17 protein-coding genes are annotated in these 18,452 nt (G+C 57.5%); 6 read left to right on the forward strand and 11 right to left on the reverse strand.

The features are described 5' to 3' along the window. Positions 1–66 precede the first annotated feature (66 nt). Positions 67–978 (reverse strand): LysR family transcriptional regulator, encoded by a 912-nt coding sequence (locus CR254_RS11800; protein WP_097930187.1) that lies wholly within the window; start codon positions 976–978, stop codon positions 67–69. A 500-nt stretch (positions 979–1,478) separates the two neighbouring features. On the opposite strand from CR254_RS11800, the gene CR254_RS11805 reads away from it, so the two are divergent. After that, positions 1,479–4,892 carry an indolepyruvate ferredoxin oxidoreductase family protein gene (locus CR254_RS11805; RefSeq protein WP_097930189.1) on the forward strand — a complete coding sequence of 1,138 codons (3,414 nt, stop codon included), beginning with the start codon at positions 1,479–1,481 and terminating at the stop codon, positions 4,890–4,892. 4 nt (positions 4,893–4,896) lie between these two features. On the opposite strand, the gene CR254_RS11810 is transcribed toward CR254_RS11805, so the two are convergent. The 3 genes from CR254_RS11810 to secG all read right to left on the reverse strand — a co-directional run bounded on the left by CR254_RS11810 (position 4,897) and on the right by secG (position 7,854). Beyond that, positions 4,897–5,577, reverse strand: a complete 681-nt coding sequence (locus CR254_RS11810) for a fumarylacetoacetate hydrolase family protein (RefSeq protein ID WP_097930191.1) — start codon at positions 5,575–5,577, stop codon at positions 4,897–4,899. Positions 5,578–5,668: 91 nt separating this feature from the next. Beyond that, positions 5,669–7,312, reverse strand: a complete 1,644-nt coding sequence (pyrG, locus tag CR254_RS11815; protein ID WP_097930193.1) for a CTP synthase — start codon at positions 7,310–7,312, stop codon at positions 5,669–5,671. A gap of 164 nt (positions 7,313–7,476) precedes the next feature. Then, the gene (gene secG / locus CR254_RS11820; RefSeq protein ID WP_097930195.1) at positions 7,477–7,854 is read right to left on the reverse strand and encodes a preprotein translocase subunit SecG; all 378 of its coding nucleotides are present in this window, start codon (positions 7,852–7,854) and stop codon (positions 7,477–7,479) included. Positions 7,855–7,963: 109 nt separating this feature from the next. Between secG and CR254_RS11825 the strand changes: the two genes are divergently transcribed. Then, on the forward strand, positions 7,964–8,341 hold the full coding sequence (locus CR254_RS11825) for a VOC family protein (RefSeq protein ID WP_097930197.1): 378 nt from the start codon (positions 7,964–7,966) through the stop codon (positions 8,339–8,341). Here CR254_RS11825 and CR254_RS11830 read toward each other — a convergent pair. Further along, positions 8,338–8,907: a hemerythrin domain-containing protein gene (locus CR254_RS11830; RefSeq protein ID WP_097930199.1), complete on the reverse strand. Its 570-nt coding sequence runs from the start codon at positions 8,905–8,907 to the stop codon at positions 8,338–8,340. The two genes, CR254_RS11825 and CR254_RS11830, sit on opposite strands and share 4 nt — an antisense overlap. Before the next feature lie 117 nt (positions 8,908–9,024). On the opposite strand from CR254_RS11830, the gene CR254_RS11835 reads away from it, so the two are divergent. After that, entirely contained in the window at positions 9,025–9,492 is a 468-nt protein-coding gene (locus CR254_RS11835) for a hypothetical protein (protein WP_097930334.1), read from the forward strand. 50 nt (positions 9,493–9,542) lie between these two features. Here CR254_RS11835 and ilvC read toward each other — a convergent pair whose 3' ends face one another. Then, positions 9,543–10,565 (reverse strand): ketol-acid reductoisomerase, encoded by a 1,023-nt coding sequence (gene ilvC, locus CR254_RS11840; protein WP_097930201.1) that lies wholly within the window; start codon positions 10,563–10,565, stop codon positions 9,543–9,545. A gap of 134 nt (positions 10,566–10,699) precedes the next feature. Between ilvC and CR254_RS11845 the strand changes: the two genes are divergently transcribed. Both CR254_RS11845 and CR254_RS11850 read left to right on the forward strand, forming a co-directional pair. Continuing rightward, positions 10,700–11,155 (forward strand): Lrp/AsnC family transcriptional regulator, encoded by a 456-nt coding sequence (locus CR254_RS11845; protein ID WP_097930202.1) that lies wholly within the window; start codon positions 10,700–10,702, stop codon positions 11,153–11,155. Next, positions 11,152–11,589 carry an Lrp/AsnC family transcriptional regulator gene (locus tag CR254_RS11850; RefSeq protein WP_097930204.1) on the forward strand — a complete coding sequence of 146 codons (438 nt, stop codon included), beginning with the start codon at positions 11,152–11,154 and terminating at the stop codon, positions 11,587–11,589. The genes CR254_RS11845 and CR254_RS11850 overlap by 4 nt, the downstream gene beginning before the upstream one ends. Before the next feature lie 447 nt (positions 11,590–12,036). On the opposite strand, the gene CR254_RS11855 is transcribed toward CR254_RS11850, so the two are convergent. From CR254_RS11855 to CR254_RS11875, 5 genes are all read right to left on the reverse strand, one after another. Further along, positions 12,037–12,282 carry a GlsB/YeaQ/YmgE family stress response membrane protein gene (locus CR254_RS11855; RefSeq protein ID WP_097930206.1) on the reverse strand — a complete coding sequence of 82 codons (246 nt, stop codon included), beginning with the start codon at positions 12,280–12,282 and terminating at the stop codon, positions 12,037–12,039. Between the two features lie 37 nt (positions 12,283–12,319). Next, positions 12,320–12,883, reverse strand: a complete 564-nt coding sequence (gene ilvN / locus CR254_RS11860; protein WP_097930208.1) for an acetolactate synthase small subunit — start codon at positions 12,881–12,883, stop codon at positions 12,320–12,322. A 67-nt stretch (positions 12,884–12,950) separates the two neighbouring features. After that, the gene (locus CR254_RS11865; protein WP_097930210.1) at positions 12,951–14,702 is read right to left on the reverse strand and encodes an acetolactate synthase 3 large subunit; all 1,752 of its coding nucleotides are present in this window, start codon (positions 14,700–14,702) and stop codon (positions 12,951–12,953) included. A 318-nt stretch (positions 14,703–15,020) separates the two neighbouring features. Continuing rightward, entirely contained in the window at positions 15,021–15,653 is a 633-nt protein-coding gene (locus CR254_RS11870; protein ID WP_097930212.1) for a response regulator transcription factor, read from the reverse strand. Next, complete coding sequence (locus CR254_RS11875) at positions 15,650–17,065, reverse strand: cache domain-containing protein (protein WP_097930214.1); 1,416 nt, start codon at positions 17,063–17,065, stop codon at positions 15,650–15,652. The genes CR254_RS11870 and CR254_RS11875 overlap by 4 nt, the downstream gene beginning before the upstream one ends. Positions 17,066–17,324: 259 nt before the next feature. Between CR254_RS11875 and CR254_RS11880 the strand changes: the two genes are divergently transcribed. After that, positions 17,325–18,407, forward strand: coding sequence for a TRAP transporter substrate-binding protein (locus CR254_RS11880; protein WP_097930216.1), 1,083 nt, complete (start codon positions 17,325–17,327; stop codon positions 18,405–18,407). Positions 18,408–18,452: the final 45 nt, after the last annotated feature.

An 18,452-nucleotide genomic window follows, 5' to 3' on the forward strand; every position in this document is an offset into this window, starting at 1 on the left:
GCGGCATAAGACAAGGAAATGATGACAATTATCCGTGCATAGCCGCGTCCCGCTAAACGCATGACACTAATTGGCAGCCTCCGCCGCGACCCGCTGCGCGCGCTTATAGGCTGCGATCTCATCCAGAACAAAGTCACGGAAGGCCGCAACACGCTTGGAATGACGCAGTTCCTCAGGGTAGGCGAGGTAGACTGGAACAACACCGCTGGCCTGACTTGGCACCACATTCATCAAATCGGGCTGATTTGCAGTGATGTAATCTGGCAACGCACCAATCCCCAGCCCGTGAATAACCGACTGTAGGATGCCGAAATAGTTGTTCACTGTCAGATGACTGGAATGGTCTGCATCCAGGAATGGCCGCAACCATGCCTGACCTGCGGCAACCTGCGGTGAATCTGGTGCGTGGCCGATAATCCGGTGGCGCATCAATTCCTCGGTCGTGGCGGGCCGTCCGTTCTTCTCGATGTAATTGCTGGACGCGTAGAATCGCATCCGCACATCCATCAGACGGCGACGGATCAAATCAGCCTGCGAGGGTTCCTTTAACCGGATGGCGACATCAGCCTCACGCATGGGCAAATCGACCACACGCTCGTCCAGCATCAGGTTGATTTTCAGGTTCGGATAATTTTCGTACAGGTTCGTCAGGCGAGGGGCCAACCACAGCGTGCCGAAACCGGTCGTGGTGGTGACGCGCAACTCGCCAAAGACCTCATCCTCGCTATCGCGAATACGGGCGGTCGCGGCGGCCAGTCGTTTGGCCATGTCGCGGGTCGCTGAATATAGCAGTTCACCCTGCTCAGTCAGAATCAGGCCGCGCGCGTGGCGGTGGAATAGAGTGACGTTCAACGCCTCCTCCAACCCGCGTATCTGGCGGCTGACGGCAGATTGGCTCAGATGCAAGCTGTCACCGGCATGGGTCAATGAGCCCACATCCGCAACTGCATGGAAAATCCGCAGTTTGTCCCAGTCCATCCCGTCTCCGTCCCCCGTTGGCGCCGTGCTAGCGTCGTTCTTTTGTGGCCTCATAGCACATGTTCTGAGCCATATAGCGCACTATGCGGCATATGCCCCTTGCAAATAGGCATTTCAGCGAGAATAGCGAATTTCGGCGACCGGCCAAGCCTACAGTTCACTATGGCGCATGGGATTGACCACGCGCGCCGCACCCTGCTTTGGCTTTGGTCACCCGTTATGCGTGTTCGAATAACATAATGCCCACTATTCATTGGTGAATTTGATAGCTTCCTTGTTTTTTTGAGGGCGTCCCATTCAACAAATTGCGCATTTTCCATGCGCTTGAAACAGTGCCTCAGATCATCTGTTTTTGGGATTCCTAATGTAATCAGACTGTTAATCTGCCGAATAGTCTGCCGAAAAATCCCCTTGAAAGGTCAAGACTTCTTACCTATCGTAATGACAGAAATCAGTTCGCCTAGCCCCCGTAGAGTGGCAGGCCCGTGGGAGATGATGACATGACCTTACAGGATGTAAGCCTGTCCGACCGTTTCGATCTTAGCAAAGACACCGTGCTGCTCAGCGGCATTCAGGGGCTTGTCCGCTTGCCCTTGATGCAGGCGGCACGGGATCGTGCGGCAGGAAACAACACCGCCGGTCTGGTGACCGGCTATCGCGGTTCGCCACTTGGCGGCGTTGATCAGCAGATGCAGCGGGCGGAAAAACAACTGACCGCTGCTAATGTGCTGTTTCAAAGTGGCCTGAACGAAGACCTCGCCGCCACCGCCCTATGGGGTGCCCAACAGGCGGAGCTGCGCGGTGAGGGCAAATATGACGGCGTTTTTGGCATGTGGTATGGCAAAGGCCCGGGCGTAGACCGCACAGGCGATGTTTTCCGCCATGCCAACATGGCCGGTACCTCCAAATTTGGCGGCGTTCTGGTTGCGATGGGCGATGACCATACGGGCGAAAGCTCGACCGTCCTGCACCAATCCGAGTTCGCGCTGGTCGATGCGCTGATGCCAATCCTGGCGCCCGCTGGTGTGCAGGAGGTGCTGGATTACGGCATCTACGGATGGGCGCTCAGCCGGTATTCGGGCTGTTGGGTCGGTATTAAATGCCTCAAGGACACGATCGAGGTGACCGAGGTTGTGGACGGTCGTACTGACCGCATCCAGATCACCCTGCCAACCGATTTCGACATGCCCGCAGATGGCGTGAATATCCGTCTGGGCGACACCCCGACCGAGCAGGAGGCCCGCCTGCACGACCACAAACGCTTCGCTGCCGAGGCATTTGGCCGCGCTAACAAGTTGGATCACCGCGTACACGGCAGTAAATCCGCGCGCATCGGCATCGTTTCCAGTGGCAAAAGCTGGCTCGACATGATCCACGCGCTGGATCTACTGGGCATTGATGCGGAGGAAGCGGAGCGTCTGGGCATCACCACCTATAAGGTCGGCATGCCGTGGCCGCTCGACATGAAATCCATGCGCGAATGGTCCGACGATCTGGATATGATCATCTGCGTTGAGGAAAAGCGCAAGCTGATCGAGGTGCAGATCAAGGAAGCCATCTTTGACGAACGCCACGGCCGCCGCGTTATCGGCTGGAAAAAGGAAGACGGCTCGCTGCTGTTCACGGTCAAGGGCGCGCTGGACCCCGTCCTGATTGCTCGCAAATTGGGCGGGTTGCTGACGGAGGAGGGCGTGACCTCTGACCGTTTAACCACTGCGATGCAGGTTCTGGACTCCGCAGCCAAGGCAGATAACGCTGAGGAAATTGCCGCACGACTGCCATGGTTCTGCTCGGGTTGCCCGCACAACTCCTCGACCAAAGTACCAGACGGATCGCGCGCATATGCGGGCATCGGGTGCCACTATATGGTTCAGTGGATGGACCGCGAAACCTCCGGCTTTACCCATATGGGGGGCGAGGGCGCGAACTGGATTGGTGAAGCACCGTTTTCGAATACCAAGCATGTTTTCCAGAACTTAGGTGACGGCACATACAACCACTCGGGCATTCAGGCGATCCGCGCCGCGCTGGCCGCTGGCACCAATATTACCTACAAAATCCTCTACAATGATGCTGTCGCCATGACCGGCGGTCAGTCGAATGAGGGCGAGCTAGACGCGATGCGCATCGCGGCGGAGATCAAGGCGATGGGCGTTAAAACCATCATCGGCCTATATGATCCGAAGGAGGATGTGGATCCCTCGAAATTCCCGATCCAGATGCGCGAACGTACCGAGCTAGACGCCGTGCAGCGCGAATTGCGAGAGGTCGAGGGCGTTTCGGTCCTACTCTACATTCAAACCTGTGCTGCTGAAAAACGGCGTCGACGCAAGCGGGGCAAGTTCCCTGATCCGGACAAACGTATCTTCATCAACCCCTCCGTATGCGAGGGCTGCGGCGATTGTGGTGTGCAGTCGAACTGTGTGTCGATCCTGCCGATGGAAACCGAGCTGGGCCGCAAACGTCAGATTGATCAATCAAGCTGCAACAAGGATTTCTCATGCGTGCAGGGCTTCTGCCCCAGCTTCGTCACGGTTGAGGGCGCAAAGGTTCGCAAGGCGGCAACGACGGCTGTTCAAATCGGTGCACTGCCTGAACCGACCTTGCCGCAGATTAGCGGCACCCATAACCTGGTCATTACCGGCGTTGGCGGCACAGGTGTTGTGACTGTCGGCGCGCTGATCGCAATGGCAGCGCACCTTGAGGGCAAGGGCGCTGGCGTGATGGAGATGGCAGGCCTCGCACAAAAGGGCGGCGCGGTGCATATCCACGCTCGTATTGCCAATAAGCCTAGCGATATCAGCGCTGTCCGCGTAGCCGTGGGTGAGGCACATGGCGTGATCGGTGGCGATATGGTGGTTGCTGCCGGTTCGAAAACACTGGGCCTGATGACCCGTGGTCGCACTCGTGCTGTGTGCAATAGCCATGAAATCATCACCGGTGAATTCACGCAGAACAAGGAATTCCAACTGCCAACCGACCGCATGGGGTTGGCCCTGCGTGCGCGTCTTGGCGATGATGCGCTGACAATGTTGGATGCAAGTAAGCTGGCCGAGCGTGTGTTGGGCGATGCGATCTATGCCAATGTTTTGATGCTGGGCGCGGCATGGCAGGCGGGCTTGGTTCCGCTGAGCTTTGAATCGCTGATGCGGGCGGTGGAGCTGAACGGTGCGGGAATTGACGGTAATAAACGTGCATTCGAGCTGGGCCGTTGGGCGATCCACGCACCGGTTGAGGCAGCGAAACTGACTGAGCTTGCCCAACCGGCTGAGGAGAAAAGCATTGAGGAGCGCATTGCCTTCCGCGCCAATCAGTTGACCGAATATCAAAACCTTGCCTTGGCGAAACGGTTCAGCTCATTGGTTGATCGCGCGCGCGGTGTCAGCGACGAACTGGGCCTTGCCGTCGCACAAGGCTACCACAAGCTGTTGTCCTACAAGGATGAATATGAGGTTGCCCGCCTACAGGTTGATACCTTGCAGCAAGCAGTTGAGGAGAAGTTCGAGGGCGTTTCCGGCATGCGCTTCCACATGGCACCGCCGCTATTTGGTAAGAAAAACGCACAGGGACAGCCGGTGAAATCCGAGTTCGGCCCATGGATGTTCAAGGCGATGGCGTTGCTACGTCATGGCAAGGCGCTACGCGGCACACCGCTCGACATCTTCGGTTATACTGAGGAGCGCAAGATGGAGCGCGCCCTGATCGCGCAATATGAAGCCGATATGGATGAAGTTCTAGGCGCAGTTGATGCCTCCAGCCACGATGCCGCCGTTGCGCTGGCACTGATCCCGCTGCAAATCCGCGGCTTTGGCCATGTGAAGAAAGCAAATGCGGAGGCCGCCGCGAAACGGCGCGAGGAAGTGCTCGCGCAGTTTCGTGCAGGCGGCGCGCCAATTTTACGCGCCGCGCAGTAAACTCTCAGGGCGCGATGATGGTTGTTATCGCGCCCAGACCCTCAATCTCACATGTGCATGTGTCGCCACGGCTCAACGCACCAACCCCGGCAGGCGTGCCGGTATAGATCAGATCGCCCGCCTGCAATGCGACCGAGGTTGAGCAGATCGCGATGATTTCGGGCACGGACCAGATCATATCGGCCAGATCGCCGCGCTGTCGCTCCACCCCATTTACGGAACTGGTAATCGCACCGGTTAGCGGATGATCGCCTGCATGAATTGGCCCGCAAATGGCCGAGCTATCAAACGCCTTTCCCCAATCCCATGGGCGGCCAGCCTTTTTCGCCACGGCCTGTAAATCGCGACGCGTCAGGTCATTCCCGATTGCGTAGCCCCAGATATGGCTGGCGGCATCCTTGACCGTAATATTGATGCCGCCTTTACCGATGGCGACGACCAGCTCCGCCTCGTGATGCAGATCCTCGGTCAATGGGGGATAGGGGATGGTCGCGCTATCATCGACCAGCGCATCCGCAGGTTTGGTAAAGAAGAACGGCGGATCGCGTTCGTCATTTCCCATTTCGCGGGCATGCGCGGCATAATTGCGGCCGACGCAAAACACACGGCGCACGGCAAAGCGTTGCTCGCTGTCATGAATCGCGACGGAGGATATGGGCGGGGTGGGGAGTGCGAAATCTGTCATGGCGCAAATCTAGCGCGCCTTGAATCAACTGTCCGCAAATATCAGTACCGGTGGCGCATCAATCGACGCTGCGCCACCGGCTGTAATCAAATCAGACCAGACGGGACTGGTCCATTGCCGCGCGCACGAAGCTGGCGAATAGCGGGTGCGGTGCGAATGGCTTTGACTTCAGCTCCGGATGGAACTGCACGCCGACAAACCAAGGATGCGTTGGAATCTCAACAATCTCAGGCAATTCGCCATCGGGGCTAAGGCCGGAGAAGTGCAAGCCTGCCTCTTCCAGCTTTTCGCGATAGGCGATATCGACCTCGAACCGGTGGCGATGCCGCTCGGAAATATTGGTCGCGTTGTAGATTTCAGCGATCCGGCTGCCCGCAACCAAGGTGGCGTCATAGGCGCCTAGGCGCATCGTGCCACCCTTATCATCGTTGATCGAGCGCTGGATGGTGCGGTTGCCCTCGTTCCATTCCTTCATGTGATAGATCACATGCTCGAATCGCTCACCGCCGGTCTCATTGTCGAATTCCTGCGAACCGGCCTTGCCGATACCTGCAAGATTCCGTGCAGCCTCAACCACGGCCATTTGCATGCCGAGACAGATGCCGAAATAGGGGATGTTGTTCTCGCGCGCATATTGCGCCGCTTTGATCTTACCCTCGGTTCCGCGCTCTCCAAACCCACCGGGTACGAGAATCGCGTTGAAGCCTTCGAGGTAGGGCGAGGGATCATCGCTGTCGAAAATTTCCGCATCGATCCATTCGGTGCGGACCTTCACGCGGTTATGCATGCCGCCATGGGTCAATGCCTCGCTGATGGATTTATAGGCATCCTCCAGCTGGGTGTATTTGCCAACAACCGCGATGCGCACTTCGCCATCGGGGTTATAGATGCGGTCAGCCACATCGCGCCAGCGGTCCAGCTTGGGCGCGGGGGCAGGGGAGATGCCGAATGCATCCAGAACCGCCTGATCCAATCCCTCACGGTGATAAGCCAGCGGTGCCTCGTAGATGGATTTCAGGTCCAGCGCCGCGATCACCCGCTCTGGCCGCACATTGCAGAACAGGGCCAGCTTCTCGCGCTCCTTCGAGGGAATCGGCTGATCGGCGCGGCACACCAGAATATCCGGCGCGATACCGATGGAGCGGAGTTCCTTAACCGAGTGCTGAGTCGGTTTCGTCTTCAGCTCACCCGATGCGGCGATAAAGGGCAGCAGGGTCAGGTGCATGAACAGGCACTGACCGAATGGTTGTTCCTGTCCGAACTGACGGATCGCCTCAAAGAAGGGCAGCCCCTCAATATCGCCGACTGTGCCGCCGATTTCGCACAGCATGAAGTCAACTTCGTCGCCGCCAACCTCAAGGAAATCCTTGATCTGGTTGGTGACGTGCGGAATCACCTGAATGGTTTTCCCCAGATATTCGCCGCGACGCTCCTTCTCCAACACGGTGGAGTATATGCGGCCCGATGATACGGAATCAGTCGAACGGGCTGCAACGCCGGTAAATCGCTCGTAATGGCCAAGGTCCAGATCGGTTTCCGCGCCATCATCGGTGACGAATACTTCGCCATGCTCGAATGGGGACATCGTGCCCGGATCGACGTTCAGATAGGGGTCCAGTTTGCGCAAACGTACCGAATAGCCACGCGCCTGTAGCAAGGCACCCAAGGCGGCAGATGCCAGACCCTTGCCCAGCGAGGAGACGACTCCGCCAGTAATGAATACGTATCGCGCCATGTGAAATGGTCCCCCGTGTCGGCCTGAAATGCCGCGTGGTGTCTGTCAGAATTGTCACCACGCCACGGGAGTAGAGCCTTAGCCTGAAATGTTGATTCCAGCAAGAGCTCACACCCCCGATCTAGTGGCCGGGGGTGATAGTGACGCGATGTCTTGGGTTTAAGTTATTCAGCCGCTGGGGGCAATTCGAGGCCACCACTTGTGGGCGGCAACAGATCGCCCTGTAGGCCAGCAGGCAATGTCGGGTCGATCTCGACCTCTTCTACATCTGTACCCAGACGGTCCAGAACGCTGGAATTGCCGCTTTCGCGTGCTGCAATGATCGTCAGCGCGATGCACAGGGATAGGAAGCCCGCAGCAATGATCCATGTGACCTTGCTCAACGCAGTTGCCGCGCCACGGCCGGACATCAATCCGTTGCCGCCAGCACCGCCGCCTCCGCCTCCGACGCCAAGGCCGCCGCCTTCGGAGCGCTGCATCAGCACCACAATGATGAGCGCGAGGGCGAGTAGAAGCAGGATGATCAATAGAACGTTTTGCATTACGGGTCCGTGCGCTGTCTTGTGGTGATGCGAGGCTGTCTAACAAAGGCATGTTAGGGTGTCGATGCGAAAACGGCCCCAAGTGATCTGAGCAGGAGCGAATAACCCAATGGTAAGGCTAAAGCAGATCACTCCCTTCGTGCTTGTAACCGATATGGGGCGCGCGCGTAGGTTTTTTGAGGGGGTGCTGGGGTTTTCCACAACCTTTCATGCGGACAACTACGCTTTCATCCGGCGTGATGCGGTTGCGCTGCGCTTGATCGAGGTTGAGCAGAGCTGTGATCTGCACGATCCGGCACGACAACAGCACTGTTATATCGACGTTGATGGAATCGATGCGCTGTATGAACAAATGCAGCCGCAGCTCGATAAATTACCGGCGGGGCGTGTTCGCGCACCATTTGACACCTATTACGGACAACGCGAATTCCATGTCAGCGATGAGGATGCGCTGCTGATCTCATTCGGGCAGCCGGTTGCGACCTAATACCCTTGAAACTCCTCAGGATCATAATGCAGCAGCACGGGTACGATCAAATCTTCCTCATCCGTGAGATGCCGATCCAGAAAGCCGCCGAATCCGGTGATGCGGTCATGAAGCCTACCTGCCTCATCCCGCGCCTTGCCATTGCCGAGCGCTCCAAGCAATGCGTTCGCATCCTTCGCAAAGCCCGCCAGATGTTCATCCAGCGCATGGTGGTCCGCATCCAGCATTTCGAATCCGCGAATGAGGCGTTTGTCCTGCTTGGTCAAAACGGGGAAATAATGCGTGTCCTCCATCGTGTGATGGCCGTGGATTTCGTGCAGCATCTTTTGCCCGATACGCGCGGTCTCACGCCCATAGCGTCCCGCATCGACGCGCTGGTCCAGATAACCCTCGACGCCCGATAGCAGTATCTTGTTCATCTTGCGAAACATCAGATGGCGATCCAGCCAGAAGCGGATCAACTGCCCGAAATTATGGTGCCCCTCCCACGTTTCACGCGGATAGGTTTCGAGCAGGACGCGCAGGGCATCTGGCAGGCGTTCGCGGGTATTGAGGTCTAAATCCATGCTCCCAAGGTAGCATCCACGCCGATCACGAGAAGTCTCTATTTAGGAAACGAACTTGTGACGCGGTTGCGTGTTTGCGCTGTGCTATGGCCGGATCAAACAGATCAGGAGGGCGATATGACGCCATTGAGTACGCAGGATCGACTGGACGGGGTCGCGCTGCTGGTGCTGCGATTGGGCCTCGTCTGGTTCATCTTTCTGTGGGCCGCGCATAAGATCATCACGCCTGCGCAATATCAGGGATTGGCGCAGCACTATGACGGGGTGTCGCTGGACAATGCACAAACCTATGCCCTAGCCGGTGCGCAGATCGCGATATGTCTGTTGGCGCTGTTCGGGATCATGCGTTTGTTCAGCTATGGCGCGCTGCTGGTGATGCACTTCTTTACAGTGACGCGGCGGCTGGACGGATTTCTGGATCCCTTTGCGCTGAACGAACGGGGGTTTCCGATCCACCGCAATCAAGTCATCGATCTGGCGGTGCTTGCTGCAATGATCGCGCTGATCCTGTTGATCCGTCGGGATAATTTCAGCATCGGTGGTTGGTTGCGCCGTAGGGCAGGAACATTCAAATGGTGGATGTGAAAACGGCCCCGCATGGGGGCCGCTTCCTTTAGGCTTAGATGGGGCTAGGATTAGTTTTTAGCCTTATCGACCATCTTGCCAGCCGAGATCCAAGGCATCATTTCGCGCAGTTTGCCACCAACCTGCTCGATCTGGTGCTCGTCGTTCAGGCGGCGTGTGCCCTTGAAGAACGGCTGGCCAGCCTGGTTTTCCTGCATGAAGTCACGCACGAATGCACCGGTCTGGATGTCGCGCAGAACTGCCTTCATCCGTGCCTTTGTCTCATCGTAAGGCAGGATGCGTGGGCCGGAAACGTACTCGCCATACTCGGCAGTGTTCGAGATGGAGTAGTTCATGTTTGCGATGCCGCCCTCGTAGATCAGGTCTACGATCAGCTTCACTTCGTGCAGACACTCGAAATACGCCATTTCAGGTGCGTAGCCAGCCTCGACCAGCGTCTCGAAGCCCATGCGGATCAGTTCAACGATACCACCGCACAGAACTGCCTGCTCACCGAACAGATCGGTTTCGCACTCTTCACGGAAGTTCGTCTCGATGATGCCGGAGCGGCCGCCACCGATCGCTGCACAGTAGGACAGGCCGATTTCCAGCGCCTTGCCGGATGCATCCTGCTCAACAGCAACGAGGCAGGGAACGCCGCCGCCCTTTGTGTATTCGCCGCGAACGGTGTGACCTGGGCCCTTTGGCGCCATCATGATGACGTCAACGCCGGGCTTCGGCTCGATCAGGCCGAAATGCACGTTCAGACCGTGAGCGAAGGCAATTGCGGAGCCTTCCTTCAGGTTGTCGTGGACGTATTTCTTGTATGTCTCAGCCTGCAATTCGTCGGGCATGGTGAACATGATGACATCGCACCATGCTGCTGCCTCTGCGATGCCCATAACGGTCAGGCCTTCGCCCTCAGCCTTGGCAGCGGAGGCGGAACCCTCACGCAGTGCAACGACGAGGTTTTTCGCGCCGCTGTCGCGCAGGTTCAGTGCGTGTGCGTGGCCCTGCGAGCCATAGCCCAGAATCGCGACCTTTTTGTCCTTGATGAGGTTGATGTCGCAATCACGATCATAATAAACGCGCATGGGTGTATCCTTTGTTTTATTCCCCGATTGAGGGGTAATTTACGCAAAAATCGCCGATAGATATTTCTTTCTGTGTCGAAATATCGGTAATTGGCGTATATCTATGCGTCAAAGCGGCGTGAAGGACAAAATTCATGCTCGACGATACAGACAGGCGCATTTTACGCCAAATGCAGGCAGACCCCACCGCATCGGTGGCGGTGATAGCGGAACGTGCGGGGCTTAGCCATGCGCCGTGCTGGCGCCGGATTTCGAAAATGGAACGGGACGGCGTGATCAAGGGGCGGCGTGTCCTGATCGATCAGCGCAAACTGGGTTGGGAGGTGCAGGTTTTTCTCCGCATTACCCTCGATAAAACCGCCCGAAACGCCTTTGACGCCTTTATCACCGAGGCGCGGAAAATCCCCGAGGTTACGGCGATGCAAACCTTGCTGGGACGGGTGGATATTCGCATGGATGTCGCCGCGCGCGATCTGGCGCATTATCAGCAGATCTATCGGGACCGGATCATGGCATTGCCCCATATCCTAGACGTGGAATCACTCATGCTGGTGGCAGAGCTGAAAAACTCCGAGGCGGTGCCGGTATGACTGAGTTGGACGCGACCGATCACGCCATTCTGGATGCGCTGCGCGCTGATGGCAGCCTGAATGCAAAGCAAGTGGGCGACAGCGTTGGCCTCAGCCAGCCCGCGGCTTATCGTCGGATTCGGCGGCTTGAGGCGGACGGCATCATCACCGGACGCGCCCTGATCGTGGATGCAGCCAAGCTGGGCTACGGCGTCACCGTCTTTCTAGGGGTAAAACTGGCGGTGCGGGGCAGGGGGGCGATGGCTGATTTCGAAAAGGCTGTTATCGCCGTGCCCGAGGTGCAGTTGGTGCAGCAGGTCATCGGCGTGCATGACTACCGTTTGCGTGTCGTTGCGCAGGACCTCAGCGATTTCGAGCGGATTTTGCGGCGGCGTATTATGACTTTGCCGGGTGTTGGTGATGTGGAGTCGAATGTTCTGTTAAGTGAGGAGTGATAGGTTCCTGACGTGCGCGACCATCTACAGTCGGGCTTGAATTTTAATCGTCAGGACATATGCTTGTGAAACGTCTTTCTACTCCAATATTCGCGATCCTCATTTTGCTGTCCGGTTGCACCGATGTTGCACGGCAGGTCGGAAGCCAAAATGGCGCGCCCGTATATGAAGTGTTTGGCAAGAGCCGCTTGGCGAGTGGACTCGCAGTCGAAGAACGTCGCGATTCAGCCAGTCTACGCAGCGCACGACGCGAGGAAATGCGGAATATGGCGATGGCCACCTGTCCAAATGGGTATCGTCCGGTTGGTTCCAGCCAGATGGGAACCTCGGCATGGCATCGCGGCGAGGATGGATCGCCCTTTAATATAGTCCTGCGCGAAACGCAGAACACTGTGTGCACTAACTAAGGCCGCTTTGGTCGGGGGCGCAGATCAGCGCCCCCGTTTGTCAGGATTTACCGCGCAGCATACGCCACGCCCAGATTAGCAGGCAGGCACCGACAACGCCTGCCAGCAATCCGCCAAGGAAGCTGGTTCGGCTGTCGAACCCAACAATCCCGATCAGGAAATTAAAGACAGTCGCGCCAGTAATTCCCAGAAGGATGTTGGTAATCAGGCCATGATCCGCCTTCATCAGTTTCTCGGCAATCCATCCTGCGATACCGCCGATGATGATTGAAACGATTAGGCCCATATTTGTTCCTCGTAATGTTGATCCGGCTTTAAATTGCTTATTCCGCGCCGCGAGCGATTGCGGCAACGCCTGTTCGTGCAACCTCGACCAGCCCCAGCGGAACCATCAACTCAACAAAAGCATCCACTTTTTCCGGTGCGCCGGTTAGCTCGAAAACGAAGCTTTGCAACGTGGTGTCCATGACGCGGGCACGGAAAACCTCGGCTGTGCGCAATGCCTCAACCCGCAGATCGCCGGTGCCGCGAACCTTGACCAGGGCCAATTCACGCTCAACGCTGGCGCCCTCGACTGTCAGGTCGTGAACCTCATGCACCACGACCATCCGCTCCAGCTGATGCTTGATCTGCACGATGACTTGCGGCGTACCTGTGGTGACAACAGTGATGCGCGAACGGTGGCCGGTGTGGTCAACCTCCGCCACGGTCAGGCTGTCGATGTTATAGCCGCGGCCCGAGAATAATCCGATGACGCGCGCCAGAACGCCATCAACGTTATCCACCAGAACGGCGAGGGTGTGACGCTCGTTCACATCAGAGAACGGGGTGCGTAGGTCATAGGCGCTTTTCTTCGAGCTGCCTTTTTTTAGGTCTAGAGGGGACATGGTTGTCGCTCCTTAATAAGTCGATACGAAATGGGGTGAGAGGTTGGAGTTGCCCCCAACCGTCAGGTCACACCATCACCGCGCCGCCAGCCTGAATTGCGCCTTGGGTCGAGGCATCGCCCAGCAGCATTTCGTTATGCGCCTTGCCGCTCGGGATCATGGGGAAGCAGTTTTCGTGCTTTTCTACCAGGCAATCGAACACCACCGGGCCGTCATGTTCAATCATCTCCATGATTGCATCATCCAGACCATCAGGGTCCGAGCATTGGATGCCCTTTGCGCCGAATGCCTCAGCCAGCTTTACGAAATCGGGCAGGCTCTCGGACCAGCTCGACGAATAACGCTCACCATGCAGCAATTCCTGCCACTGGCGGACCATGCCCAGACGTTCGTTGTTCAGGATGAACTGCTTAACCGGTGCGCGGAACTGCATTGCGGTTCCCAGCTCCTGCATGTTCATCAGCCATGATGCCTCACCGGCCACGTTGATGACGAGGCTTTCAGGATGCGCGATCTGTACGCCGATAGAGGACGGGAAACCGTAGCCCATCGTACCCAACCCGCCCGAGGTCATCCAGCGGTGCGGATCCTCGAAGCCCAGATATTGCGCGGCCCACATCTGATGCTGACCAACCTCGGTTGTGATGTAGCGGTCGTATTTCTTGGTCAGAGCCTCCAGCCGCTGCAAAGCGTATTGCGGCTTGATGATCGGGCCTTTCTGTTCATAGCTCAGGCACTGCTTTTCACGCCAGCCGTCGATCTTTTTCCACCACTTTGCAACTTCCTCGGAGCGGGTTTTGCGCCCGCGTGCCTTCCAGATGCGCAGCATATCCTCAAGAACGTGCGCGATGTCGCCAACGATGGGAACGTCCACGCGGATGATCTTGTTGATCGAGGATGGATCGATATCGATGTGAACCTTCTTTGACTTCGGGCTGAACGCATCTGTGCGGCCAGTGATCCGATCATCAAACCGGGCGCCGATGCAGATCATCGCATCGCAATCATGCATGGCCATATTGGCCTCATAGGTGCCGTGCATACCCAACATGCCCAGCCATGCCTCGCCCGAGGCAGGATAGGCACCCAGACCCATCAGGGTAGAGGTGATCGGGAAGCCAGTTTCACCAACCAGCTCGCGCAGCAGTTGGCTGGCCGCCGTACCGGAGTTGATGACACCACCGCCTGTATAAAGGATCGGACGCTTGGCCGTTTCCAGCAACTCAACCGCCTGCGTGATCGCGTCAACGTCGCCTTTGACCTGCGGGGCGTAGTGGCCCTTATTCGCCTTTTCCGGCTTCACATAGGTGCCATCAGCGAACTGAACATCCTTGGGGATGTCGATCAGAACGGGGCCGGGGCGACCTGATGTGGCAACGTGGAATGCCTGATGCAATGTGTTGGCCAGATTGTCCGTGTCCTTAACCAACCAGTTATGCTTGGTGCAGGGGCGAGTGATGCCGACGGTGTCCGCCTCCTGAAAGGCATCGTTGCCGATCATGAATGTCGGAACCTGACCGGACAGAACAACCAGCGGGATCGAGTCGAGCAGCGCATCCGTTAGGCCGGTAACGGCATTTGTTGCACCCGGGCCAGAGGTTACCAGAACAATGCCGGGCTTACCGGTGGAGCGGGCATACCCCTCCGCCGCGTGGGTTGCGGCCTGTTCGTGGCGAACCAGAATGTGACGGATGTCGTTCTGCTGAAAGATAGCGTCATAAATCGGTAGGACCGCGCCGCCTGGATAGCCAAATACGGTATCGACGCCCTGGTCCTTCAGGGCTTTGACGACGATCTCTGCTCCAGACATACGGGTCATGGGTCTGTCTCTCTTACTGCTGGGCACTACGCCCTGTTTCTACTTCTACGGTGCATCGGTTCTGGCTTAACATCGGGCATAAAAAAACCCCCGAGGTGGGGGTCATGCGCGCCTGCTGCCGTGGGGTATGTCCCCGCGTCAGGCGCGCTTTCCAATAAGTACGACGATGGTGTTCATGGCTTTATCCTCTGCTGGAACCCGTTTTACCCTCTTGCGAGGTGGGGTCAACCGTCTATTTCGGATAAAGTAACCAGAAATGGCTATTTTTCGAAATTAAATGTCGCGCTTTGCGTTTTTCGCGCAGCATCACGAACCACGTCAGTCCTTCAGCCCCAACAATCCGCTTTCGAGGACGTATCGTGTCAGCCCTGCTGTCGTATCTATGGCCAGTTTGCGTTTGATATTTTTGCGGTGGGTTTCGACGGTGCGCACCGAAATATCCAGATCCCGCGCGACCTCCTTGTTCGAGGCACCGCGGGCAAGGCGCAGCAGTACCATCTGCTCGCGGCTGGTCAGCGGCTCACGATCGCCATCAGGTGTGGGCTGCAACGCGCCCTCGGTTCCGGTGCACAGATAGGTGTCGCCTGCGTGTACCTGCTCAATTGCGGTGACGATTTCCTCGGTCGGTACGTCCTTGAGCAAGTATCCCTTCGCGCCATGGCGCAGCGCGGTTGAGATATATTCGGGATTGTCATGCATCGACAGGATGATGATGCGGGCATTGGGATCACGCTCCAGCACCAGTTCCGTCGCGGTCAGCCCGTTCATGCCGGGCATGTTCAGATCCATCAGCGTCACGTCAGGGTTCATCCGCGCGATAGTGTCCACCGCATCACGGCCATTGGTGACGGAGGCGATAACCTCGATCTGTTCAAAGGTTTCCAGAACGGCCCGAACCCCCTCCGTCACGAGGGGGTGGTCATCGGCCAGGATCACGCGAATTGGGGTCATGTTAGCTTTCTATGCTCTACGGGCGCGCCAGAGGCGAGGTGGCTGGCAGGCACGTTTGCATCGATGCGCGTGCCGTGATGCGAGGCGGTGATTTTGAATGTACCGCCCAGATGCTCCATCCGCTCAGCCATATTTCGCAGGCCAATTCCCGCGCCATTGCGGCGGGATACATTAAACCCACCACCATTATCGGTAATTGTCATGGCGGCACCGCGCCGGTGGGGTTTGATATGGATCACAACCTCAGTCGCGTTGGAGTGACGCTCAATATTGGTCAGTGCCTCCTGCGCGATACGGAACAGCGCCGTTTTGCCATCTGAGGTCAGCGAGTTGCGCAGCGCCACAGTATCAAGCCGGGTGATAATACCGGTCCGTTCCTGAAATTCCTCGGCCAATGATTTCAGGGCAGGGGACAGGCCCAGATCGTCCAGCGCACCGGGGCGCAAATCGCGGCTGATGCGGCGGACCTCCTTGATCGCCAGATTCAGACGCTCGGTCGATTTATCCAGCGTTGCCTCAACATCCGGCGCGCCGGTGGTGATCTTACGGCGGGCCAGTTCCAGCCCGTAGCGGATGCTGACCAGTACCTGCGAGATAGAGTCGTGCAGCTCACGCGCAACGCGGCCGCGCTCCTCCTCCTGTGTATGAACGATGCGTTGGGTCAGGATGGCCAGTTTTGAATCTGCCAAGCGCCTCTCACGCAGGTTAATCAACATGCCCGAGGCAAAGACGCCCAGAAGCACGATCAGCGTAATCGCAGCGATCCATATAAAGGTGTGCCGGATGCGGCTTTCCATCTCGGCGCGGGTCATGGCGACTTGAGCACGCACATCGTCGATAAAGATGCCGGTGCCGATCGCCCATTGCCAATCCTGCAAGCCGATAACGTAGCTGACAATCGGGCTTTCCTCACCGGTGGAGGGTTTGGGCCAGATATATTCGTGATAGCCGCCACCCTGCCGCGCCAGTGTAATCAGGGGCTCCACGACCAACGTGCCGGAGCTGTCGCGCAACTCGATAAGGTTGCGGTTGATTAATTCGGTCTGTTTGGAACTGACGATATTCGTGCCGTCATATTCGTAGACAAAAAAGAACCCGTCATTACCGTAAGTCATCGCCGCAAGTATTTGCGCAGCGCGAGTTTTTGCCGCCTCATCATCGGGACCGGCGGGGCCGTAAATGTGGTAAATCGCGTTGCGCGCCAATGCCATATAGTTGCGCAGCTCGGCTTCCTTTGTCTCCAGCAGGGTATCCTCCAGAAACGCAATCTCATCCTCGGCCAATTGGCGGGACTGATAGGCGACCAAGGATGCAATGCACGCAACCGCAAGGACAAGCGGCACCGTCGCCAGAAGGAAGATCTTCTGACCATAGCTGGGCCACCAGCGCAGGCGCTTTAGCTTTGCAAACATTAGCGTCCTCTAAATGTGCGCGAGGGGCGGAACAGCCTGAATTCAGACGGGGTAGCGCCTATCGCGCGGGGACTCAAGTTTGCTGGCTGTGGCAGCGTGAGCCATCTGGCGTGTTCAATTCGCAAGCGCGTCATTTAGGCGAGAATCTAAAAAATTCAATACTACGGGCTTCTGGGTATTCCCCACTGGCATCCTCGCGGCTAAGGTTTGGGCGTTCATGACCCGTCCACCAAAGGACGGGCGTTATTGGGAGGTCATTATGGATCGTCGCTCTTTTCTAAAGAATTCCGCACTCGGTGGTACTGCTGCCGCTGCTGCAACACTCGCCGCACCTGCATACGCACAGGGCCGTCGCACGCTGACCCTTGTCACCACATGGGGCCGTGGCCTCGCAGGTGTACATGACAGCGCACAGCGTTGTGCCGATCAGATCACCGCCATGACCGATGGTGCGCTGACGATCGACCTCAAGGCTGCTGGCGAACTGGTTGGTGCGTTCGAAGTATTCGATGCAGTTTCCTCGGGTCAGGCTGACATGTATCACGGCGCTGACTATTACTTCGTAGGTCAGCACCCTGCATTCGCTTACTTCACAGCTGTACCATTCGGCATGACCGCTCAGGAACTGACCAACTGGTACTACTGGATGGGCGGACAGGAGCTGCACCACGAGCTGGGCGAAATCTTCAACATCAAATCCTTCCTCGCAGGCAACACCGGCGCACAGGCTGGCGGTTGGTTCGCGAACGAGATTACTGGTCCTGAGGACTTTAACGGTCTCAAGTTCCGTATGCCGGGCCTTGGTGGTCAGGCGCTGGGTCGTCTTGGCGCATCCGTTCAGAACATTCCGGGCGCAGAAGTGTATCAGGCACTGGCATCCGGCGCGATCGACGGAACCGAGTGGATTGGCCCATGGGCTGACGAGAAGGCCGGTTTCCAGGAAATCACCAAGACTTACTACGCTTCGGGCTTCCACGAGCCGGGCGCTGGTCTGTCGCTGGCGACCAACCTCGACGTCTGGAACTCGCTCTCCGCTGCGCATCAGGCAGTTATCGAGAACGTTTCCGCGGCTTCGCACTCCATCAACCTGGCACAGTTCATGGCTGAAAATGGTGCTGCGCTTGACCGTCTGCAATCCGCTGGCGTGACCGTTCGTGAATTCCCTGACTCGGTTTGGGATGCGTTCGGCGTCGCTTCGCAGGAAGTTCTGGAAGAGAACATGGGCGATGAGCTCTATGCGAAGATCCACAACTCCGCGATGGATTCCATGGCGAAATCGTCCAACTGGATCGCACGTTCGTCGGGCGTCTACACAGCACAGCGCGACCGCGTACTGGGCTAATCGGTTCGATTTGATTTTGCAGCGGGGCGCCCACGGGTGCCCCGC

This window comes from Pontivivens marinum, assembly GCF_900231835.1.
Classification (GTDB): Bacteria; Pseudomonadota; Alphaproteobacteria; order Rhodobacterales; family Rhodobacteraceae; genus Pontivivens; species Pontivivens marinum.